Origin of the sequence: Gemmatimonas aurantiaca, assembly GCF_037190085.1 — a bacterium.
Lineage (GTDB): Bacteria > Gemmatimonadota > Gemmatimonadetes > Gemmatimonadales > Gemmatimonadaceae > Gemmatimonas > Gemmatimonas aurantiaca_A.
Window position 1 is genome coordinate 163,105 of record NZ_JBBCJO010000012.1, and the last position, 20,262, is coordinate 183,366.

The 20,262-nt window shown below is 66.2% G+C and carries 20 protein-coding genes and 1 tRNA gene; 5 read left to right on the forward strand and 16 right to left on the reverse strand.

The window, feature by feature from the left end; genetic code table 11:
* Nucleotides 1–4: 4 nt before the first annotated feature.
* Together hppD and WG208_RS15405 are read right to left on the reverse strand one after the other, a co-directional pair.
* Nucleotides 5–1,129, reverse strand: a complete 1,125-nt coding sequence (gene hppD, locus WG208_RS15400) for a 4-hydroxyphenylpyruvate dioxygenase (RefSeq protein ID WP_337172262.1) — start codon at nucleotides 1,127–1,129, stop codon at nucleotides 5–7.
* 217 nt (nucleotides 1,130–1,346) lie between these two features.
* A complete protein-coding gene (locus WG208_RS15405; RefSeq protein WP_337172263.1) occupies nucleotides 1,347–1,709 on the reverse strand; it encodes a helix-hairpin-helix domain-containing protein in 363 nt (120 codons plus the stop codon).
* A gap of 224 nt (nucleotides 1,710–1,933) precedes the next feature.
* Between WG208_RS15405 and WG208_RS15410 the strand changes: the two genes are divergently transcribed.
* Nucleotides 1,934–2,977 (forward strand): YncE family protein, encoded by a 1,044-nt coding sequence (locus WG208_RS15410; protein ID WP_337172264.1) that lies wholly within the window; start codon nucleotides 1,934–1,936, stop codon nucleotides 2,975–2,977.
* A 16-nt stretch (nucleotides 2,978–2,993) separates the two neighbouring features.
* Here WG208_RS15410 and WG208_RS15415 read toward each other — a convergent pair whose 3' ends face one another.
* From WG208_RS15415 to WG208_RS15430, 4 genes are all read right to left on the reverse strand, one after another.
* The gene (locus WG208_RS15415; RefSeq protein ID WP_337172265.1) at nucleotides 2,994–5,021 is read right to left on the reverse strand and encodes an acetoacetate--CoA ligase; all 2,028 of its coding nucleotides are present in this window, start codon (nucleotides 5,019–5,021) and stop codon (nucleotides 2,994–2,996) included.
* Between the two features lie 33 nt (nucleotides 5,022–5,054).
* The gene (locus tag WG208_RS15420) at nucleotides 5,055–5,333 is read right to left on the reverse strand and encodes a hypothetical protein (protein ID WP_337172266.1); all 279 of its coding nucleotides are present in this window, start codon (nucleotides 5,331–5,333) and stop codon (nucleotides 5,055–5,057) included.
* 116 nt (nucleotides 5,334–5,449) lie between these two features.
* Complete coding sequence (locus tag WG208_RS15425; protein ID WP_337172267.1) at nucleotides 5,450–6,910, reverse strand: hypothetical protein; 1,461 nt, start codon at nucleotides 6,908–6,910, stop codon at nucleotides 5,450–5,452.
* The gene (locus tag WG208_RS15430; RefSeq protein WP_337172268.1) at nucleotides 6,907–7,389 is read right to left on the reverse strand and encodes a hypothetical protein; all 483 of its coding nucleotides are present in this window, start codon (nucleotides 7,387–7,389) and stop codon (nucleotides 6,907–6,909) included. Before WG208_RS15430 ends, WG208_RS15425 begins: the two co-directional genes overlap by 4 nt.
* A gap of 33 nt (nucleotides 7,390–7,422) precedes the next feature.
* On the opposite strand from WG208_RS15430, the gene WG208_RS15435 reads away from it, so the two are divergent.
* Nucleotides 7,423–8,250 carry a LysM peptidoglycan-binding domain-containing protein gene (locus tag WG208_RS15435; protein WP_337172269.1) on the forward strand — a complete coding sequence of 276 codons (828 nt, stop codon included), beginning with the start codon at nucleotides 7,423–7,425 and terminating at the stop codon, nucleotides 8,248–8,250.
* A 47-nt stretch (nucleotides 8,251–8,297) separates the two neighbouring features.
* On the opposite strand, the gene WG208_RS15440 is transcribed toward WG208_RS15435, so the two are convergent.
* From WG208_RS15440 to WG208_RS15460, 5 genes are all read right to left on the reverse strand, one after another.
* On the reverse strand, nucleotides 8,298–9,284 hold the full coding sequence (locus WG208_RS15440) for a deoxyhypusine synthase family protein (RefSeq protein ID WP_337172270.1): 987 nt from the start codon (nucleotides 9,282–9,284) through the stop codon (nucleotides 8,298–8,300).
* A gap of 60 nt (nucleotides 9,285–9,344) precedes the next feature.
* Nucleotides 9,345–11,210 carry a hypothetical protein gene (locus WG208_RS15445; protein ID WP_337172271.1) on the reverse strand — a complete coding sequence of 622 codons (1,866 nt, stop codon included), beginning with the start codon at nucleotides 11,208–11,210 and terminating at the stop codon, nucleotides 9,345–9,347.
* 108 nt (nucleotides 11,211–11,318) lie between these two features.
* Entirely contained in the window at nucleotides 11,319–11,609 is a 291-nt protein-coding gene (locus WG208_RS15450; protein ID WP_337172272.1) for a hypothetical protein, read from the reverse strand.
* A gap of 44 nt (nucleotides 11,610–11,653) precedes the next feature.
* Nucleotides 11,654–12,658 (reverse strand): alpha/beta hydrolase, encoded by a 1,005-nt coding sequence (locus WG208_RS15455; RefSeq protein ID WP_337172273.1) that lies wholly within the window; start codon nucleotides 12,656–12,658, stop codon nucleotides 11,654–11,656.
* A 99-nt stretch (nucleotides 12,659–12,757) separates the two neighbouring features.
* On the reverse strand, nucleotides 12,758–13,660 hold the full coding sequence (locus WG208_RS15460) for a LytTR family DNA-binding domain-containing protein (RefSeq protein WP_337172274.1): 903 nt from the start codon (nucleotides 13,658–13,660) through the stop codon (nucleotides 12,758–12,760).
* Between the two features lie 191 nt (nucleotides 13,661–13,851).
* Between WG208_RS15460 and WG208_RS15465 the strand changes: the two genes are divergently transcribed.
* Nucleotides 13,852–15,000, forward strand: coding sequence for a histidine kinase (locus WG208_RS15465; RefSeq protein WP_337172275.1), 1,149 nt, complete (start codon nucleotides 13,852–13,854; stop codon nucleotides 14,998–15,000).
* A 10-nt stretch (nucleotides 15,001–15,010) separates the two neighbouring features.
* On the opposite strand, the gene WG208_RS15470 is transcribed toward WG208_RS15465, so the two are convergent.
* Nucleotides 15,011–16,018: a hypothetical protein gene (locus WG208_RS15470; protein ID WP_337172276.1), complete on the reverse strand. Its 1,008-nt coding sequence runs from the start codon at nucleotides 16,016–16,018 to the stop codon at nucleotides 15,011–15,013.
* Between the two features lie 21 nt (nucleotides 16,019–16,039).
* Between WG208_RS15470 and WG208_RS15475 the strand changes: the two genes are divergently transcribed.
* Together WG208_RS15475 and WG208_RS15480 are read left to right on the forward strand one after the other, a co-directional pair.
* Nucleotides 16,040–16,786 (forward strand): SIMPL domain-containing protein, encoded by a 747-nt coding sequence (locus tag WG208_RS15475; protein WP_337172277.1) that lies wholly within the window; start codon nucleotides 16,040–16,042, stop codon nucleotides 16,784–16,786.
* Between the two features lie 58 nt (nucleotides 16,787–16,844).
* Complete coding sequence (locus WG208_RS15480; RefSeq protein WP_345787012.1) at nucleotides 16,845–17,597, forward strand: pseudouridine synthase; 753 nt, start codon at nucleotides 16,845–16,847, stop codon at nucleotides 17,595–17,597.
* On the opposite strand, the gene WG208_RS15485 is transcribed toward WG208_RS15480, so the two are convergent.
* The 4 genes from WG208_RS15485 to WG208_RS15500 form a co-directional block, all read right to left on the reverse strand.
* Nucleotides 17,509–18,195 (reverse strand): TlpA disulfide reductase family protein, encoded by a 687-nt coding sequence (locus WG208_RS15485; RefSeq protein WP_337172279.1) that lies wholly within the window; start codon nucleotides 18,193–18,195, stop codon nucleotides 17,509–17,511. The two genes, WG208_RS15480 and WG208_RS15485, sit on opposite strands and share 89 nt — an antisense overlap.
* Complete coding sequence (locus WG208_RS15490; protein ID WP_337172280.1) at nucleotides 18,192–19,442, reverse strand: methyltransferase; 1,251 nt, start codon at nucleotides 19,440–19,442, stop codon at nucleotides 18,192–18,194. The genes WG208_RS15485 and WG208_RS15490 overlap by 4 nt, the downstream gene beginning before the upstream one ends.
* 89 nt (nucleotides 19,443–19,531) lie before the next feature.
* A tRNA-Ile gene (locus tag WG208_RS15495) sits at nucleotides 19,532–19,605 on the reverse strand.
* Nucleotides 19,606–19,730: 125 nt separating this feature from the next.
* Nucleotides 19,731–20,033: a hypothetical protein gene (locus WG208_RS15500; protein WP_337172281.1), complete on the reverse strand. Its 303-nt coding sequence runs from the start codon at nucleotides 20,031–20,033 to the stop codon at nucleotides 19,731–19,733.
* Nucleotides 20,034–20,262 lie beyond the last annotated feature (229 nt).

Consider the following 20,262-nt stretch of genomic DNA (forward strand, 5'->3'; position numbering starts at 1 on the left):
GACCTCAGAGGTTGCCGCGAAGTTCCTGTTCGCGCTCGATGGCTTCGAACAGCGCCCGGAAGTTCCCCTTGCCGAAGCTGGTCGCGCCCTTGCGCTGGATGATCTCGTAGAAGAGGGTGGGACGGTCTTCCACCGGCTTCGTGAAGATCTGCAGCAGATACCCGTCGGGATCGCGATCGACGAGGATGCCGAGCTTCGCGAGTTCGTCCACCTGTTCGTCGATCTTGCCGACGCGTTCCTGCAGGTCGTCGTAATACGACGTGGGCACCGAGAGGAACTCCACGCCCCGATCACGCAGCGTGGTCACCGTGGTCAGGATGTCGTCAGTGGCCAGCGCGAGATGCTGCGCGCCCGGGCCGCCGTAGAAGTCGAGATACTCCTCGATCTGCGACTTCTTCTTGCCCGAGGCCGGCTCGTTGATGGGGAACTTGATGCGATCGTTGCCGTTGGCCATCACCTTGGACATGAGCGACGAATACTCGGTGCTGATGTCGTTGTCGTCGAAGGTGATGAGATTGCGGAAGCCCAGCACGTCGGCGTAGTAGCTCACCCAGTGATTCATCCGGCCCAGCTCGACATTGCCCACGCAGTGGTCGATGTACTTGAGTCCCACATCGGCCGGCTGGTAGTGCGGCGTGACGGCCCGGAACCCCGGCAGGAACACGCCCCGATAGTTGCGACGTTCCACGAGGGAGTGGATGGTGTCGCCGTACGTGCCGATGGCGGCGATGACCACCTCGCCATCCTCATCGGTGTACACCTGCGGTTCCTGGATGGGGATGGCGCCGCGTGCAATGGCGGTCTCGTAGGCGAGCCGTGCATCGTCCACCCACAGCGCGTAGTCGCGAACGCCGTCGCCGTGCTTGTGCACATGCTCGGCGATGGGCGTGTCGGGAGTGATCGACGTGGTCAGCACCAGGCGGATCTTCCCCTGCTGCATCAGATAGCTCGCGCGATCACGCACACCCGTTTCCGGGCCGCGATAGGCAACGAGGGAATAACCGAAGGCCGAGCGATAGTAGTGGCTCGCCTGCTTGGCATTGCCGACGTAGAACTCGACGTAGTCGGTGCCGTTGATCGGAAAAGCGTCCTGCTCGATACCCGTTTCGGGAGCGGTCAGCGTGGCCATGGGCACACCTCGGTGATGGAAGTCGTTGAGAACACGCACGGCCGGATGGCTGCGCGTGAAATACGGCGCGACCCGTCGGGCGAAAGACGGCCCGACCTGTCGCGTGAACGACTCATCCGATCAGATGTGCGATCGCGGCAGCGCGGCAATCCATGCGCGCTGCCGTTGATCCTCCGGGAATGGCGAGAAGAGCATGACGATAAGGTAGTACGGACGACTACTGCTTCGCGATGAGTCGATCCTTGATCTTGTCGTACAGACCCTGCGTGAGAATGCCTTTCTGTACGAGTTGCGCTTTGTTGGCGTAGGGACGTCCGGCGACGATGCGGCCGGCGTATGCCTTGCCGATGCCGGGGACCGTTTCGAGCTGCGCCGTAGTGGCCCGGTTGATGTCGATCAGGGCCGGATTGGCGGGTTTGGCGACTTCGGACGGCTTGGACGCGGCAGGCGTCGCAGGGCGGACCGCATCGGCCGCCTTTTTCTGCGCCTGGGCTGGGGACACCGCCAGCACCAGGGCGACGACGGCGGCGGCCGCCACTGTCAGGAACCGGGAGAACGATCGCGGGAGGAGCCGGGACATGGATTTCTCCGGAAGGCGGGCGGGAGCTCGATACCGGGTGATACCCCGGGCGACCAACAAGTTCAGGGTCCTCCCGACAGAGCGCCAGCGCTGGAGCACGCCCCTCCGTATCAATTGGGAGTTGAATCCTCGGAATACCCGGGGCTATTTGTTGGAGCGTGACAACCCGTACCTCCGGCCTCGACTCCGATGCCGGTTCCTCAATCGCCATTCCGGAGCTTTCCGTGATCCCCGTCCCTCGGCTGCTCTCCTTCACGACCGCCCTCGCTCTCGGAGCGATCGCTCTTCCCGCCCAGGCTCAACACACCGGGCATGGCGCATCCGGCCTCGCGGCCCAGGCGCCCGCCGGCCCCGGCGTCTATGAGCTGGCCTCCGACGGCAAGGGATCGCTGTTCGTGGCCTTCGCCGGCTCGCGCGACAAGCCGGGCGGCGGGCTCATCACCTACGACGCGGCCACGCTCAAGGAGAAGAAGCGTGTCGCGCTCGGCGCCGCCGCGCCGTACGGCATGGGCATCAACACCCGCACGGGCATCCTCTACACCACGAACACGCGCGCCGGCAACATCACGGCCATCGAGGCGGCCACCGGCAAGATCGTCGCGACGATCACCGATCCGGCCGAAGCCAACGCCCATCTCTTCCGCGTCCTGGTCGACGAAGCGTCGAACACCGTGTACGCGTCGGTCACGGGCGGCCGCATCTGGGTGATCGACGGCAAGACCAACACCCTCTCGCGCATCCTCGAGAACATCGGCGCCACCACGGTCGGACTGGCCCTCGACCCGGCCGCCAACCAGCTCTACGCCGCCAACATGGGGCACAATCAGGTCGCCGTGATCGACCTCAAGACCGGCCGCGTGACCCGTCGTATCAACACCGATGGCAAGCGTTCGAGCATGCTGGCGCTCGATGCCGAAGCCGCGCGCCTGTTCGTGTCGAATCAGGAATCGGGTGACGTGTCGGTGATCGACCTCAAGGAGAACAAGGTCATCAAGACCATCCCGGCCGGCGAGGGAGCACTGGGCCTGGTGTTCGTGCCGCAGCAGGGTCGCGTGTACGTGGCCAACCGTCAGGCCGGCACCGTGTCGGTCATCGACGCGAAGTCGCTGAGCAAGGTGGCCGATGTGCCCGTCGCTGGCTACCCGAACACGGCGTTCGTCGACGCCACCGGTGCGGTCTTCGTGACGTCGAAGCTCAAGACGCCCAAGGACGGACAGCCGGCCGGTGACCTGGTGGTGCGCATGAGCGCCCCGGCGCCGGTTCCCTGACCGACCGCACACCCGGTCATCTGTCAGGACCGACGACGAGTTCCGGCCGATCCCGGAAGTGCGCCAGCGCTTCCGGGTTGGCCAGGGCATCCTGATTCTTCACCGGCCGGCCGTGAATGGTTTCCCGCACGGCCAGCTCGGTGATCTTGCCGCTGATGGTACGCGGAATGTCCGGTACGGCGATCACCACCCGCGGCACGTGATGTGGACTGGTATGTTCGCGGATGCGGCGACGAATGGTGTCGCGCAATGCCTCGGTGAGTTCACCACCATCCCGCAGGCGCACGAACAGCACGACGCGCGAGTCGGGACCGTCGGCGCCTTCGAAGCGCTGCTCCACCACGAGCGACTCCAGCACCTCGGGGATCTGCTCCACCTGGCGGTAGATCTCCGCCGTGCCGATGCGCACCCCACCGGGATTGAGCGTGGCATCGCTGCGTCCGTGAATGACGAGACCATCGTGGGCCGTGATCTCGGCCCAGTCCCCATGCCGCCACACGCCCGGGAAATGCTCGAAGTAGGCCGCCCGATAGAGTGAGCCGTCGGGATCGTTCCAGAACGCCACCGGCATGCTGGGAAACGGCCGCGTACACACCAGCTCTCCCGCTTCCTGCTCCACCGGCTGCCCCACGTCGTTCCACACGGCAACGGCCATGCCGAGCCCGCGCATCTGCAGTTCGCCCCGATACACCGCGCCGGTGGGGTCGCCCAGTGCAAAACAGCTGATGATGTCGGTGCCCCCGCTGATGCTGCACAACCGCACCGACGGCGAGATATCGCGATACACAAAATCGTAGCTGTGCGCGGCGAGCGGACTGCCCGTGGACAGAATGGCGCGCAGGGCTTCGAGATTCACCGTGGTGCGTGGAGTCACACCTTCCTTTTCGAGCACGGCCAGGTACTTCGCGCTCGTCCCGAACACCGACACCCGTTCCGCTTCCGCCATGCGCCAGAGAATGGCCGGATCGGGCGCGAGTGGAGCCCCATCGTACAACACCACCGTCGCGCCGACCGCGAGTCCGGACACCAGCCAGTTCCACATCATCCAGCCGCAGGTGGTGAAGTAGAACAGCACGTCATCGGCCGAGACGTCGGTGTGCAGCGCAAGCTCTTTCCAATGCTGCAGCAAGGTGCCACCCGCGCCATGCACCATGCACTTGGGCAGACCGGTCGTACCCGACGAGTACATGATGTACAGCGGATGATCGAACGGCAGACGCCCGAACGCCGGCGTCGTGGCCTGGGCCTCTGCCGCGAGCACCTGATCGAAACGCTCGGCCCGGTCGATCGTGTCCAGCGCAGGTGCATCACTCATGTAAGGCACCACCCACACGGCGCGCAGCGAGGGAATGGCCGACACGATCTCGGCCAGCCGCGGCAGACAATCGATGGTCTTGCCCGCGTAGCGATAGCCGTCGGCCGCGATGAGCACGGTGGGTGCGATCTGCCCGAACCGATCGAGCACGCCTTTGGTGCCAAAATCCGGCGAGCAGCTCGACCACACGGCACCCAGCGACGCGGCGGCCAGCATGGCGATGACCGTTTCGGGGAGATTGGGCATCCACCCCGCCACGCGGTCTCCCACGCCAACCCCTCGCGCGGCGAGCGCCGCGGCACATTGTGCAACGCGGGTGGCCAGGGTGGCATAGGTCAGTCGCTGTTGCGGCCCCTGCTCGTTCCACGACACGAGCGCGAGTCCGTCGTCACGACGCCGCAGCAGATGCTCGGCGAAGTTGAGCCGCGTTTCGGTGAACCAGCGTGGGCCATGCACCGGGTCGGGCGGCGCCATACGGTCACCACCCACCAACACGTCGCGCCAGGGCGCATCCTGTGTGCCGGGGCCGTCGGCCATGATTCCCGCCGCACGCCACACCTCGGCCCAGAACCGCTCGGGGTGCGTCACCGACCAGCGTTGCAGCGCATGCGCATCGCGGCCTCCGGTCGGCACCACACCGCGTGCCACGAGGTCGTTCAGGAACTGCTGCAGCCGCGTTGCCGCGATATCACGGGCACTCGGCTTCCAGAGAAGCGACGGATCGGTCACGTCACGCCAATTGTATGAGCGAAGAGGAGACGATCAACGCACTTCGTGCTGCGCCAGCGAGACGGCCCGGCATGCGGGTCCGTGCGCTTCGCAGTACCAGCCGTGCCGATCGTGAAAGACCAGATGGGGCGCATCGTTGGGACGCAGACGCACACGAATCAGATGCTCCACACCCGTGCGCGGGCCCACAATGGCCCGTGCGTCGAGCACGTCCACCACGGGGGCTACGGGAAAGAGATCGAGTTGTGTGGGAGCCACCACCTGCGGGTCGTCGTCCGCACGGCGGTTCGACGATCGACGGGCCGGACTCACGGAAGCGCCTGACGATGCATGCCCCAATGCTCGCCAGCGTGCGCGTCGGACGCCAGCGGCGCGGGCGCCGCCCCGTGCAACGGGAACAGGTCGTCGGACACCGGTCAGGCGTCCATTCAAGCGTCCATGACGGCGCGCACGTCGGGCGCCAGTGTCGCTGCCGCGGTTTCGCGGGTGAACCAGGACACACCGAAGAACACCAGCAGGGAGGTAACGAGGGCGATGGCCGTGGCCGTGACGCCGGACGGGAATGTGAAGATCCGGAAGTACGCCAGCGTCTCGAGTCCCAGTGTGATGAGCAGCCCCGTGGCGATGGAGGCCACGGCACCGGCCCGTGTGGCGCCTTTCCAATTGAGGCCGATGGCCAGCGCCGGCACCAGCGTGGACGCGAACAATCCCCAGCCGAAGATGCCCAGAAATGCCACCAGCGATCCGGACAACTGCGCCACGGCCGCCGAGATCAGTGTGAGCACCGCGGTCCAGATACGTCCCCATCGCAATTCATCATCCACACGCCGACCGAACGCCACCGGAAGATCGTGGGTGAATGCCGCCGCACCGATACTCATGAAGGAATTCACGGTGCTCATGATGGCCGCGGCCACCGCCGCAAAGACGATCGCAGCCAGCGGCAACGGTGTGAAGTGCAGCAGGAACGTGGGGGTGGCGTCATCGGGCGTGGTCAGGGGCGGCACTTTTCCCTGCAGCACCAGCGCCTTCATGGCCACACCGACTCCAACGAACAACAGCAGTGTGAGCGTGAGTGCCAGTGTCATCACCAGCGGATACCATTTGAGTTTGCGCGCATCACGCAGCATGAAGAACTTGTGCGCCACGTGGGGCTGACCCAGCGTCCCCAATCCGAACACGAAGAAGAACGACAGCGCGGCCAGCGGCGAGAGTTTGCCCCACGGTCCGAGGATGGCGGGATCGTGCGCGAGAATGGTGTGCGAGATGCCGCTCATGCCTCCGGCACTTCCCAGGGCGAAGAAGAACACCAGGGTCGAGGCGACGGCCATCAGCACGCCCTGAAAGACATCGTTGTAGATGCCCGCGAGAATGCCGCCCGACACCGAATAAGCCAGCACGATCAGGGTGCCGATCCAGATGGCCGGCGCCAGGCCGATCTGGAAGGTGGCCTGCACCACGAGTCCGAGCGCCAGCAGATTCGTGGCCATGTAGCTGATCACGGCCAGGATGATGGCAGCGGCGGACAATCCCTGCGCCGCGGGTGACTGGAATCGCGCACCGATCGCATCGGGGATGGTGATCATCTCCCGGACCTCGGCGAGCAGTCGCAACCGTTTGGCCAGCACCCAGGCGCCCATGGAATTGGTGAGCGCAGCGGGCAGCACGATGAACACCGCGCCGAGTCCGAGGCTGTACACCAGTCCCGGTCCACCGATGAATGCAAATCCGGAGAGCGTCGCGGCCATGGCCGCGATGGCCAGCGTGACGAATCCAAGCCCCTGCCCCGCCACGAAGAAGTCCGACGCCGATCGTGTGCGTCTGGTGGCCCACACACCGATGGCGGCCACGATCCCGAAGTACACGAGGGCAACGACGGCCATGATCATTGGCGACCCTCCCCACCCGATCGTGCGGCACGCACCCGTGCGATGTCCTCATCGGAGAGCGTCAGCCGGTCGAAGGTGAGTGCATACGCCAGGGGCAGGACGAACAGCGGCAGGACGCCCACGCCATATAGCACGATCGCGGCCCGCCGTGGCAGCCCAAACCACAGCGGACTGTCCGGCGTTTCCGCCGGCAGCCACAGGGCCAGCAGAAAACCACCTGCCACCAATACGAACACCAGCAGCATCGGCCAGAGCAGCCATCCCAGCGTACGGCCCGTCCGTGCCGCGCCGAGCACCATGACCGCCATCATCACCAGTGGCATGATCACGGCCATGAGCCAGGCGCCCCAGGTGGCGATCGGCGGCGGAGCGAACGCCGAGGCATAAGCGAGCGCGATCCCGATCGTGCCGATCACGGTGGCGGTCAGGGCGAGACGCTGGCCTGTCGATTCAGGCGGCGTCGAATCTTCGGTGTGCATGATTGCTTATCTTATCAGGATCATGCACGCCCTATGACCGTCCCGAAGCTGCCAGGGACTCTCAGCGGAACCTCCCGCGGCTGGCTTCGCGCCGGAGCCGCCGCGCCGCCGCCGCGTCGTCAGCGCAGTGTGTGGGTGCGGGTGCTGGTGGCGCTCACCAGCACCACGGCCGTTCTGGCCACGGCCGCCGTGGTGGCCGCCGCGGCGGTGGTGCCGCCCATCGGCGCACGGCGCACGGCGCGTGATGCCGCACTGCGGGAGATCGGTGCCCAGGTGCTGCCCGGCGAACACATCGTGGCCCAGGCGTTCGCCTCGCAGCGCCGCTGGACCGATATGTGGCGCGAGTCGTTCGGTGTGGTGGCGGCCACCAACCGACGATTGCTCTACGTCGGTGCGCCGCCCACGCCGCTGTTGCGTCCACGGGACGATGGCCCGCTGGAACTGCTCGTCGAGAGCTATCCGTACGACGCCGCATTCACACTGGCGCCCCGCACCATCTGGCGTGGACGGGGACGCGGACTCGTGCTGCGCACCCCCGCCGCCCAGGTGGATTTCATCGTCGACGACGGCAGTTGGGTCGACGCGCAGCGCGTGGCGGTGGAAAGCGCGCGGGCCCGTGGCGCGGTCTCGCGGGAAATCGAACAGCTCGACGCCACGCTGCGGGCCCCGGCTCCGGTGGCCGCCGAATACGTCTTTCACATCGTGAAACGCGGCGAGACGCTCACCGGCCTCGCCCGTCGTTTCCGGACGTCACCGGACGTCCTGAAGCAACTCAATCAACTCACGCAGGACGACATCAAGGTGGGCCAGCGGTTACGGGTGCCGAAGGTGGAGGCGGATTCGGTCGAACAGCCGCAGTAGTCGTGGGGGGTGGGTTTGCGTAAACCCACCCCCCACGACTCCGTCATTCACCACCCCAGCACCAATGCGAACACCAGCGGCGCCACGATGCTCGCGTCGCTTTCGATGATGTACTTCGGCGTATCGATGCCGAGCTTGCCCCACGTGATCTTCTCGTTGGGCACCGCGCCGGAGTACGACCCATACGACGTGGTCGAATCGCTGATCTGGCAGAAGTAGCCCCATAGCGGCACTTCGGTGCGCTGCAGATCCTGATGCAGCATGGGCACCACGCAGATCGGGAAGTCGCCGGCAATGCCGCCACCGATCTGGAAGAAGCCCAGCGACGCCGTCTTCGTCACCTCGGTGTAGTGATCGGCCAGGTACATCATGTACTCGATGCCGGACCGCACCGTGTGCACGTTCTTGATGTTCCCGTCGATCACGTGCGACGCGAAGATGTTGCCGGTGGTCGAGTCTTCCCAGCCGGGCACGATGATCGGCAGGTTCTTCTGCGCCGCCGCGAGCATCCACGAGTTCTTCGGATCGATCTGGTAGTACTGCTCCAGCTTGCCGCTGAGCAGGATGCGATACATGAACTCGTGCGGGAAATACCGCTCACCCTTCTGATCGGCCGCCGTCCATTCGTCGAGGATGGCCTTCTCGATCCGGCGGATCGCCTCGGCTTCGGGAATGCACGTATCGGTGACCCGATTGAAATGCCGGTCGAGCAGATCCTGCTCCTGCTCGGGCGTCAGATCGCGATAGTTGGGCACCCGTTCGTAGTGATCGTGCGCCACGAGGTTGTAGATGTCTTCCTCGAGGTTCGCGCCCGTGCAGGTGATCGCGTGCACCTTGTCCTGACGGATCATCTCGGCGAGCGACAGGCCCAGCTCGGCCGTGCTCATCGCGCCGGCGAGCGTGACCATCATCTTGCCACCCTGCTCGAGGTGGCGGACATAGGCATCACTCGCGTCGATCAGGGCCGCCGCGTTGAAATGCCGGTAGTGATGACGGAGAAACGCCGAAACCGGCGCGGAAGAAGACGGTGCCATAGTGAGGTTCGGTATCGGGGCCACGGAGACGGCAGCCGGGCGGCGCCATGTGGCTCCAATCTAATAGCGGCGGGTCGCCTTCGTGCTCCGACGCATACCCAGCCACACCGCTCCGGCGGCCAGTGCAATCGCCACGGCGTTGAACCCCAGCATGCTCGCTCCCACCGCCAGCGCGACACACAGCACGGCGACGATGCGAACCCCACTGCCCTCCACGTCGCCAACCCGCTGCGACTCACCCGTCAATGCGTTGGCCGCCCGCGCGGCACCCCAGCCCATGCCCGTGGCCTCGCCCCTCACCACGGCCGCGGAGAGGTCCGTGCCCGTTACACTGACCGGCGTCATGCGCCCACCGGCGAGCCCTTCGAGCGACATCGGCGGCGTGCCGACACGTCCGTGCATGGCGGCTGCGGATGCCACGGATTCGTCGCGATATCCACCACGATGATCACCGCCATGTTCACCCACGACCGAATCGGCCGCCTCGCGGAGCAACGACAGACCGAATCGCACCGGCAACAGCACGCCATCGTCCCGCTCATTGCGCACGATCGACGCGAACGAAATACCGTCCTGTCGAAAACGACGACGCATTTCCGCGTCCCGATCGCGCGTGGCGTCCGTAGCGCCAGTCGCATCGAATGCGCCGGATGTCGATGTCTCACGCACCATGCGTGCACCATCGAGCAGCGCCTGCATGAGACGCCGCGCCCCCGGAGGCACGGCGATGCTCGACCGGCGCCACAGTCGCCCCGCTTCGGCGTGATCATCACGACGCAGGGCCGCCAACAATGCGGCCAATCCCACCGATGGCGTGGGGCGGATCACCGTGGACGCTTCGAGCTGCCGGATGGACTCGAGCAACTGGCCGAGCAACGTGCGCGCTGCGTGGGCCTGATCGGGTGTGCAGCTGCCCATGAGCGTGCCGCCCGCCGAGAGCGCCCGCATGAGGACACGCATGTCGTTGGCCGGCAATCCATCGCCTCGTTGAACGATGCGCGCACCAAGCGATGCAAACGCATGCTCCACGAGATCTCCGCCATCGGCGGGCGACCAGCGCACGGTGTCGTCGGCGAGAACATCCTGAACCGCGTCCTGCATGTCCGGCCGCACACCGGGCTGGGCCTCCCGAACGCCACCCGTCGCGGCAGTACCGGCTGATCCGTTCAGGTCATCCACATCGATCACGGCGAACTCGCCACTGGCCATGCGCATGGTCTGCCGCGCCTCACCCCGGGCCCGGTCCGCGGTCAGTCCGCGCACGATGCCACGTGCCCAATCCACGGCTGGGTGTTCGATGCCCTGCTGCTGCACCTCGGCGATGATCTCGCTCGCATCGGCCAGATGGCCCTGCCGGCCGAGGACCACCGCCTGCTGGAGGCGCAGCACCGGGTCCGCCGGCGCCGCGTCGAGTGCCTCCGCAAGCGCGGCGCGCGCACCCTGCCAGTCGCCGTTCACCGACCGCGCCACCGACTGCAGATAGCGCAGCGCGAGAGAAGCCGGTCGCTGCGCGAGTCCTTCGGTAGCCACCCGATCGCCTTCACCGGGAAGTCCCAGCACGGTGAGGGCCCCGGCGCGCAGGTACCATCCCTCTTCGCTCCGCTGCGCGCCGCTCCACACGTCGTCGAGTGCGGCCAGGGCATCACCCGGCAATTGCCGGAGCAACGCGGTGCGGGCCTGCGACAGCCCCATGGCCGTGGCGCCCTGCCGGACTTCGGGCCGGGCCTCGAGGAGATCGTCGGCCCCGAGCAGCGCTTCCAGCGAAAGCCCGCTGCGGGAGAGTGGCTGACCGGTGTCCACTCCCTGACCCGGTGCCGCCGGCGTCACACGCACTACGGCGCGCGAAGTCCCCACCGCTCTCGCAGGGGAGGGCGGTGTGATCGGTGTGCCGCGCAGGCCGTGCACGCCGTTCAGGTTGGAGGACATACGGAGCAGTATCGACGCCGGCCCCACGAACCTGTACCCGATAGCCGGTCATCCCCAGCTTCCGGGGCCGGCCCCGGGGGGCTCCGCGGCGCGGTCAGACCAGCCCGGTCAGACCAGCGCTTCGATCAGCGCCGACTCCTCGTCGACCCGGATGTATCCCCGCACCTCGTCGAGCCAGCGGTACGCTCCACCATCGCGATCCAGCGCAATCTGCCGGCGCGTGGTGGAGTGCTCGTACAATCGCAGTTCCCCCACGTCCACGGGTCCCTCCACGAACCCCACGAACCAGAAGGCGGCCGCGGCTTCGGCGGCGGCGGCACCGAACACCACCGTCAGCACACGCTGCAGTGGATACCAGTCCGGCGGCCGGTACACGGGAAAGATGTCGGAGTCACCCATAACCTGCCCGCTGGACGCATCGCGCGAAGGCAGGTCACGGATCGTCACGTAACGGGCCGAGGGTGTTCGGAGACGGTGACCGCGGCGTGCGTGGAGTGTGGTGTGGGGCACACATGCGTGGCGCATATATGCTCGACGAATCGACGTGTGTCGTCGAGGGACTGACGTGCCTCGGGCAGGACGGCCGGGAAGAATTGCCAGACATGCGGCACGCGTGGCCAGAGCCGGAGTTCCACCGACACGCCAACGGCCCGCGCACGCTCGGCGAGACGCACCGAATCGTCGCGCAATACTTCGTCGGTACTCGCGTGAATCAGCATCGGGGGAAATCCGCGGAAGTCGCCATACAACGGCGACGCATACGGCGAGTACGGATCGGCATCGCCAAGATAGAACGTGGCGGCCCGTTTGATGGTGATGGCCGCGAACATCGCACATCGTTCGCTGTTCTCTTCGAGCGACGCACCGGTGGCGGCGAGATCGGTCCACGGCGAATAGGTGACGATCGCGCGCGGCAGTGGCATGCCCCGATCGCGGGCCGCGAGCAGCATCGACAGCGCCAATCCCCCACCGGCGGAATCACCTGCCACGATCACACGATGAGGGGCAATGTGTTCATCGTCGAGCAGATACCGGTACGCGCTCAGGGCATCCTCGAGCGCACCGGGGAATCGATGTTCCGGCGCCAGCCGATACGCAGGCACGTATGTGCGCGCCCGGAGACGTTGCGCCAGCGATCCGGCCAGCGAGCGATGCGTCTCGGGTGAACATCCGATGAATCCGCCGCCATGCAGGTACAGCACCACCGGTCCGTTCTGTTCGTCGAACGTGGCAGCGGTGAGCTGTTCACCACCCACCCAGGACGCACGGGCACTCAGCATCACACACCGTGCGCCCGTGGACCGGGCCATGAAACGGCGGGCCGCCCGGGGGCGACCCATGTTCGCGCGCACCCATTGCGGGTCGATCGGACGCAGCGCGTGCGGACGCATACGCGCCCGCACCAGCAAACGGATCCAATACGATTGCCAACTCGCCGATGTCGCCATGCCCCATGATACCCTCGGGACAACGATCGTTCGAGTGCGATTCTTCGGAGGCGCGTCTTCGCGTGCGATCCTTTCCCAACGCGACCGTTGGGCGGACGATCAGACGCCGACCTGCTTCTCCACCCGATCGCGATAGTGCCGGCTGAGGCGCAGCCGCGTGCCGTCTTCGAGAATCACCACGTAGTCGCCCGAGAACCACTGCTGCATCTCGCGCACCCGATTGAGATTCACGATCGTGGAGCGGTGAATGCGGGCGAACAAACGGGGATCGAGCGTTTCTTCCAGGTGACTGATGCGCTCGCGGATGGTGTGTGCCTGCTTGCCGACATGCAGCCGCACATAATTGCGATCGGCTTCGATCCAGTCGATCTCCGTGGTCTTCACGAAAAACATGCGTCCATCCTGCTTGACCAGAATGCGGCTGGCATACCGTCCGGTGCCGGCGGCGTTTCCGGCGGGCGCTGCCGCGCCGGTGGCCGCGGGCGCCGGGGCCAGCGCCGTTCCGCCACCCGAACCGGAGAGCCCGAGCCCACCACCCAGCGCCCCGCCCAGCAGCGCGTTCGGTCCGTCGGCGTTGCCGTCGGCCAGACGACGCACGGTCTCGAGCAGCTCACCGAGCCGTTCCGCGGCCACGGCGTGAGCCCGCTGCCGACGCGCCTTGTCGAAAGCCGCCCGGAACCGATCGGCATCGACCGGCTTCAGGACGTAGTCCACGGCATGGACATCGAACGCCCGCTGCGCGTGTTCGTCATACGCCGTGATGAACAGCACCATGGGGACATGCCCCCCCTCCAGCTCCCGCAGCACGCCGAAGCCGTCGAGCCCGGGCATCTGCACGTCGAGACAGACGAGATCGGGCTGGAGATCCCGGATCATCCCGACGGCCTCATGGCCGCTCTCGGCTTCCCCCACGATCTCGACATCGGCTTCGTTCTGCAGCAGTCGCCGCACGCGTTGACGAGCCAACGCCTCGTCGTCGACAATCAGGACTCGAACGCTCACTTTCTCTCCTCCGGTTGACTGGTCGGCATCACCACGGAACGCGCTGGCCGGACTGCACGGACCTCTCCGAGTCGTACTACGTTGTCGGAACGGTACGGGTTCCAGACCGGCGCATGATTCGTTTTTTTCACGCCCGGGCTCCCTTCCCGACTGCCGCTTTTCACGCGACGCCGTTGCCTCCTGTTGCCCTCATGGCCTCTCCCACTCAGCCGTTGACCATTGCCGACGAAGGCCTGCGCCTCCGTCGGCTGACCCGTCTGCTCTTTGCCGTCGTCTGGATCGTGCCGGCGGTGCTGGCCTCGCTGCAGATGGCCCTCGTGGGCGATGCGTCCGGTGCGCACTACACGCTGGCCACGGCGTTCGTCTGGCAGGGCGCCACGTGGCTGCTGTGGAGCCTCTGGTCGCTGCTGATTCTCACGCTCGTCGATCGCGTCAAACTGGATACGGCGCGCATCCTGCCGTGGCTCACCGTCCACATCGGCGCCAGCGCGCTCGTGTGCATCGTCGATGTGTTCGTCATCGCCTGGCTCGATCACATCTTCAGCGCCGTGGGTCAGGTGACCTCGTACGCGTTCACGCTGCGGGTCGTGCTGGTCAACCACCTCGACTTCCAGGTGGTGCTCTACTGGGCCGTGCTCGGCGCCGCGTACATGGTCGAGTATGTCCGCCGTTACCGCGAACGCGACCGCGCCGCCACCGAACTCGAACAGAAACTCGCGCACACCCAGCTCGAGGCGCTGCGCATGCAGCTCAATCCGCACTTCCTCTTCAATGCGCTCAACTCGGTGGCCGAGCTCATGGAGATGGACGTGCGGGAAGCGCAACGCACCCTCACCCGGGTGAGCGATCTGCTGCGTCTGTCGCTGCGCTCCGCCGGCCAGTCGATGATCCCCGTCTGGCAGGAGATCGAACTGGTGGAGCTCTATCTCCAGATCGCGCGCGTGCGCTATGGCAGCGGGCTGGAAGCCGACATCACCGTCGACCCTTCCATCGTCGACGAGATGGTCCCCAGCTTTCTGCTCCAGCCGCTCGTGGAGAATGCCCTCAAGCACGGTCTCGCTCCGGGACATCGGGATCAGTGCATCGAGGTGAGGGTGGGCCGGCAGGGAAACAGCATCGACATCGTAGTGGAAGACAACGGCAAGGGCCTGGATGGTTTACTGACCACCAGCGGGAGATTTCTCGCCGCGGTGCCCTCGGTGGACGGCCTGGGCATCGGCCTCACCAACACCCGGTCGCGATTGACCATGCTGTATCGCGACCGGTATGCCTTCCGTATGAGCAACCTGCCCACCGGGGGGTGTCGCGTGGAAATCCGCCTGCCGATGGAGCAGCGCTGAGATCCCGCCGTCAGCGGAGGGCGAGGCTGCGCAACAACGCCTCGAGTCCCGCCTGCCACACCAGCGGTTGCCCGGGCAGGTCGTTGCGGGGCGCACGCAGCAGCGTGCGCACGTCGTCATCGCGAATCAACGCCTGGGCATCGACCGCGCTGAGCAACAGCGGTGTCCGCTTGACCGACAACCCCTCGGCCGCGATACGTACCGCCCTGCCGTCGGCGTCCACCACGACGCCCGTCAATTGAATCACACTCACCGGCGTTTCGAGTGAGGTGAGCCACGGCAAGGCCACCTCGTGATCGCGGCCGAGGGTGACATATTTGCTGCCCGTGATTCCCCGCTGGCGTGGCAGATACTGCCCGATCTCCAGCGTGACAAACACCGCGTGGGTGACCTGCAGGCTGTCCAGGCGCTGCCGAAGCGCGGCCCGCCAGGCCGGCGACGGATTGGCCACCGCCAGCCGGTGCCAGGTGGCCCCGCGGCCGATCGCGGCGTCGGAGGCCGACGCATCACACTCCTGCTGATTCGTCGACGGACACCCGAACCGCACGTCGGGCGGGATCAGGCCGGTGCCCACCAGGGGCGCCGTCGCCGCTCCCACCGTCAGCGAATCGAGATGCCGCTGCACCGCCACCCGCAATTGCCCGAGCGGTGCGGTGGAATCGGCTTCCGGCTCCATGAACACGGGTTGCGTGGCGCCCGCTTGCCAGGCCACCGGGAACACCGCGAGGGGGTTCCGCTGTGCCGGCAGCGCCCGGCCGGCCACCCAGGGCGCATCGCGGAGCATGCGATCCCCGACGCCGCTGCCAAGCGTGGCGCCCGTGTGGCCGGCACAGGCAGCCAGCAGCGGCGCCGCAACCAGGGAAATGCACAGGGAACGACACAATGACTTCACGGGACGTGACAACATGAGCCCCTCGGGGTAATTCGTATCGATAGTCGCGCCAACGACCCGCAGTTCCTGCCGGTCGAGGTCGGCGATCAGGTGGAGGCCATACCCACGCACACCGCCCGCAGTCACACACTCAATTTCTCCCCTGCAATGACATCCGACTCCGTTCCCCGCAGCAGCAGTCCACTCGCCGCGGCGATCCTCGCCATCGGCGTGCTCGCCGGTGGTTTTCTCATCGGCAACGGGTTTGCGCGCATGCGCACGGCCGATCGCACGGTTTCCGTGAAAGGCGTTGCGGAACGTGAAGCCCGCGCCGATCTCGCAATCTGGCCGCTGCGCCTGGTGGCCACCGACGATGATCTGGCCCGCGCCAACGCCACGCTCGAACGGAACGTGCAACAGGTCCGCGCCTTCCTGAAGGAAAGCGGACTCGATTCCGCGGGCACCGAAGTCACCATGCAGGAGTTCTCTGTGCAGGACGGGCGCACCATGGGGGGCTATGGCAACAGTGCCCGCTATGTCATCCGGCAGACGCTGGTCGTGCGATCCATTCATGTGGACGTCGTGCAGGCCGCGAGTCAGCGGGTGCCCGAACTCGTGCGCAACGGCGTGGTGCTTTCCTCCGGTCAGGAATACGGTGGTGGCGGACCTACGTTCGTCTTCACGAAGCTGAACGATCTCAAGCCGGCCATGATCGCCGAAGCCACTGCTCGCGCGCGGGAAGGCGCGGAACAATTCGCCAAGGATTCCCAGAGCTCGTTGAGCGGCATCCGTACCGCGAGTCAGGGTGTCTTCGAGATCCTGCCCCGCGATCAGGCCATGGGCATCAGCGAAGAAAGCCAGGTCGTCAAGAAAGTGCGCGTCGTGACCACCGTGGTGTACGGCCTCGATCGCTGAGTCTCTCCGAGTACCTCGCACGGGATGGCGGGCGATACTTTTCCGCATGTCTCTTGGCATGTCTCTCGCCCGCTATCTCGCGCGTCTCGGCTACGGCAGCCGGAAGGAAGTGGAACGTCTGCTGGCGAGCCGACGGGTCACCTCACGCAGCGGCATCACGCTGAGCGACGGGAAGGTCCCGCCGCACGACGACATTCTGGTGGACGACACCCCACTCGATCCCCCCGAAGGATCGGTGGTCCTGTTCCACAAACCCGTGGGATATGTGTGTTCCACACGTGACCGGTCGCCCACGGTATACGAATTGCTGCCCGCGCGTTTTCCCCACCGTTCGCCGGTCATGGCCACGGTGGGGCGCCTCGACGCGGACACGTCCGGGCTGCTGCTGCTGACCGACGACGGTGCGCTGAATCATCGGGTCACGTCTCCGCGCACTCATCTGCCCAAGACCTACCGGGCCACCCTCGCAGAGCCGCTCACCGGCTCGGAAGACGCGCTGTTCGCCAGCGGCACTCTCGTACTGAAAGGCGAGGAGACCGCGCTCCGGCCGGCCTCGCTGGTGGTGCATGGGCCATGCCTCGCCGACCTCACCATCACCGAAGGACGATACCATCAGGTGCGCCGCATGTTCGCGGCCACGGGCAATCATGTCGTGGCCCTGGAGCGCATCGCGCTCGGTCCGCTCACACTCGACGGGCTGCCCGCGGGCGCCTGGCGCGTACTCAGTGAGCCGGAAGTGACGGCGTTGCGGAACGCGACGCAGAGTGCGACACAGAATGCGACGCAGAGTACGCCCCGGAGTCCGGTGTAAACTCTCCGGCATCTCCCGCATTCGGCACTGAATCCGACTCGGCAAGCAGACGACGCAGCGCCGGACGCAGCGTGAGCGGTCCCACCGGCCCCATCACGGCGTGTCGCACGACGCCCCGTCTATCGAGCAACAGGCTGGTGGGATAACCACGCACACCGCCGAACGCCTGGATGATCCGGTCGCCCACGATGGCCACCGGATACGTGATGCCCCGTTCCGCGAGGAAGGCATCCACCTGGGCCGCCGGTCCACGATCCACCGACAGTCCGAGCACGATCACCCCCTCGGCGGCATAGGCATCGGCGAGTTGTTGCAGGGCCGGCATCTCTGCGCGGCATGGTGGACACCAGGTGGCCCACACGTTCACGAGTACCACGTGGCCCCGCAGACTGTCCGCGGTCAACACGCGGCCCGTGCGCGTGGTCACGGTATACACCGGCCGTCTCGCTTCGCGCGCCGAGACCCCCACCAACGCTTCCACGTGCGGCCAGCAGCGGGGCGCTGCCCAGATGCCCACCACGAGGACGAGCAGATTGGGCCACGTGAACCAGGCCGGAAGCCACTTTGGCCAGCGTCCGTTCACGCGCGTATCGCTCATGTGCGCACCGCGCCGAGCACCTTGAAGCGACGCCCATCGTGCGCGGTGCGCACTTCCCCGAAGCGGGCCTGAATGAGCCGCTCGTACGGCAGCGTGCGATTGGCCACGAGATAGAGACGGCCACCGGGGGCGAGTGCGTCATACGCATCGTCGATGAACGCCTGCGGCACCGTCAGATCGGTGGCCTTGCCCACGTGAAACGGCGGATTCGTCAGCACCACGTCGAACGATTCGCCATCCACGGCTTCGGCCACATCACTGGCACGCACGTCGATGTTGGACGCGCCCGCATGATGTGCCGTGCGTCGTGCACAGCGCACCGCATCGGCATCCGCGTCCACCAGCACCACCCGTGCGCCCGACTGCAACGCGGCCACGACGCCCAGTCCACCGGCGCCGCAGCCGAGGTCGAGGACACGATCACCGCGCCGGATATTCATCGTGTCGATGAGCAGCGCCGTGGCCTCATCGTGGTGCTCCCACGAAAAGACGCCGGGGCGCGTGAACTGGACGAGCGGCGTACGTTCCAACTCCGCCTCGAACGGGACATCGAGCGGCACCTCGTGGAATCGTTCGGGATCGAGCCAGGGCAGCGCGAAGATCGTGGCGTCGGCGGGTGTGGCCGTTTCTTTCGTGGCCCGGACGAGTCGATGCCCGCTGTGCTGGGCTTCGACGATGGCATTGCCGAACACCGACTGCAGGAGTCGTGCGGCCGGTTTCGCCCCTTCGTCATTCGCGCCGGCCAGCAGACAGTGTCCGCCGACGGCCAGAACCCGGAATGCCTCGGCCACGGCGATCTGCACACCGAGACGGTCCGTGGGAATGCGGACGGTGACCAGCGAGGCCACACCATCGGGAATGCAGGCCCCCGGAACAGCGATATGATGGACCTGCGCCTCGGCCGCATTCCCCGCATTCTGCGATGCCGCAGGGGCTGCGGAGAGAGCCAGCGTGCGCTCGGTGGCGGTGGCGTTGGGCTTTGAACGGTCGCAGGCAATGACCCGATAGCCGCGGGCCGCGGCCACCGCCGGCACGAGCCCATTCCCCGCGTGCAGATGCACGCTGCAGAGCGGCGTGCGCTCGGCGGGTGCGCCGCCTGGCGATTCGGCATTGGCGATGGCCCCAGCCAGCATGCGGGCCGCCGGGTCTTCGCTTCCGTGGGCAAACACACCGGGTTTGGTGGCCACGGTGACGGCCACATCCTCCACCCGCACCGGAGCGGAGAGCCACTGGTGATAGACACTCATGGTGGAGTTGGGAAGAACCGACCGGAAACGCCAAACGGCATCACCGAAGCGATGCCGTTTGCACAGTTTACCGCAAGAATCACAGCAAGTGGGCCTGGGAGGAGTTGAACCTCCGACCTCACGCTTATCAGGCGTGCGCTCTAACCACCTGAGCTACAGGCCCGGGGGCACCGCGCAACGGCTTCGTTTCCGAATTCGCTACGCCGATCCACCAGAGCCGCATAATGTAGCCACCGCTCACGCCGTCGACAAGGCCACCGGTATAACCACTGCCCGAGGCATCAAGCCTCAGGCGTCCGGATCGTCTTCGTCGCCGAAGCCACTATCGAGGTCGTCGTACTCCTCGAAGTCCTCATCTTCCTCGTCGTCGTCCTCATCATCGTAGTCGTCATCGTCGTCGAGGTCGTCGAGTTCATCCTCGTCGAGATCGTCGTCGTCGAAATCGACGTCGTCGTCATCATCCTCGTCGAGTTCGTCCTCGGCGAGGTCCTCGTCATCGAAATCCTCATCGTCGGACGCCAGCGCGAAGACGGTCGACGATACCTTCTCTTCGAGCGCGTCCAGCGACGACGACCCGAACAGCTCCAACATGGGACGATTCTCCTGCGAGTGTGAAGAAAGAATGGGGCAACCGACCGGGAGTATCGGCAGGGAAACTCCAGTCCGCAACCCGAAACGTTGCACGCGTACCCGAAAAAACGCCCCGATGGGTGTCCGGTCGGCGACCGCGTGCCAGTGATACGGCTATGTGCGCGAAATGTTCAGACGGCCGGGAGGTCCGGCCGTCTTCCCACCCCTGCCATCGTCAGGGACTGACGAC

Excerpts from the sequence above, each read along its gene's own strand:
- WG208_RS15500 (WP_337172281.1), bottom strand. The coding sequence starts at position 20,033 with ATGTTGGAGCTGTTCGGGTCGTCGTCGCTGGACGCGCTCGAAGAGAAG.
- WG208_RS15450 (WP_337172272.1), bottom strand. The coding sequence starts at position 11,609 with ATGGGTGACTCCGACATCTTTCCCGTGTACCGGCCGCCGGACTGGTAT.
- WG208_RS15475 (WP_337172277.1), top strand. The coding sequence starts at position 16,040 with ATGACATCCGACTCCGTTCCCCGCAGCAGCAGTCCACTCGCCGCGGCG.
- WG208_RS15405 (WP_337172263.1), bottom strand. The coding sequence starts at position 1,709 with ATGTCCCGGCTCCTCCCGCGATCGTTCTCCCGGTTCCTGACAGTGGCG.
- WG208_RS15445 (WP_337172271.1), bottom strand. The coding sequence starts at position 11,210 with ATGTCCTCCAACCTGAACGGCGTGCACGGCCTGCGCGGCACACCGATC.
- WG208_RS15430 (WP_337172268.1), bottom strand. The coding sequence starts at position 7,389 with ATGCACACCGAAGATTCGACGCCGCCTGAATCGACAGGCCAGCGTCTC.
- WG208_RS15490 (WP_337172280.1), bottom strand. The coding sequence starts at position 19,442 with ATGAGTGTCTATCACCAGTGGCTCTCCGCTCCGGTGCGGGTGGAGGAT.
- WG208_RS15455 (WP_337172273.1), bottom strand. The coding sequence starts at position 12,658 with ATGGCGACATCGGCGAGTTGGCAATCGTATTGGATCCGTTTGCTGGTG.
- WG208_RS15480 (WP_345787012.1), top strand. The coding sequence starts at position 16,845 with ATGTCTCTCGCCCGCTATCTCGCGCGTCTCGGCTACGGCAGCCGGAAG.
- WG208_RS15485 (WP_337172279.1), bottom strand. The coding sequence starts at position 18,195 with ATGAGCGATACGCGCGTGAACGGACGCTGGCCAAAGTGGCTTCCGGCC.
- WG208_RS15440 (WP_337172270.1), bottom strand. The coding sequence starts at position 9,284 with ATGGCACCGTCTTCTTCCGCGCCGGTTTCGGCGTTTCTCCGTCATCAC.
- WG208_RS15425 (WP_337172267.1), bottom strand. The coding sequence starts at position 6,910 with ATGATCATGGCCGTCGTTGCCCTCGTGTACTTCGGGATCGTGGCCGCC.
- WG208_RS15435 (WP_337172269.1), top strand. The coding sequence starts at position 7,423 with ATGACCGTCCCGAAGCTGCCAGGGACTCTCAGCGGAACCTCCCGCGGC.
- WG208_RS15465 (WP_337172275.1), top strand. The coding sequence starts at position 13,852 with ATGGCCTCTCCCACTCAGCCGTTGACCATTGCCGACGAAGGCCTGCGC.
- hppD (WP_337172262.1), bottom strand. The coding sequence starts at position 1,129 with ATGGCCACGCTGACCGCTCCCGAAACGGGTATCGAGCAGGACGCTTTT.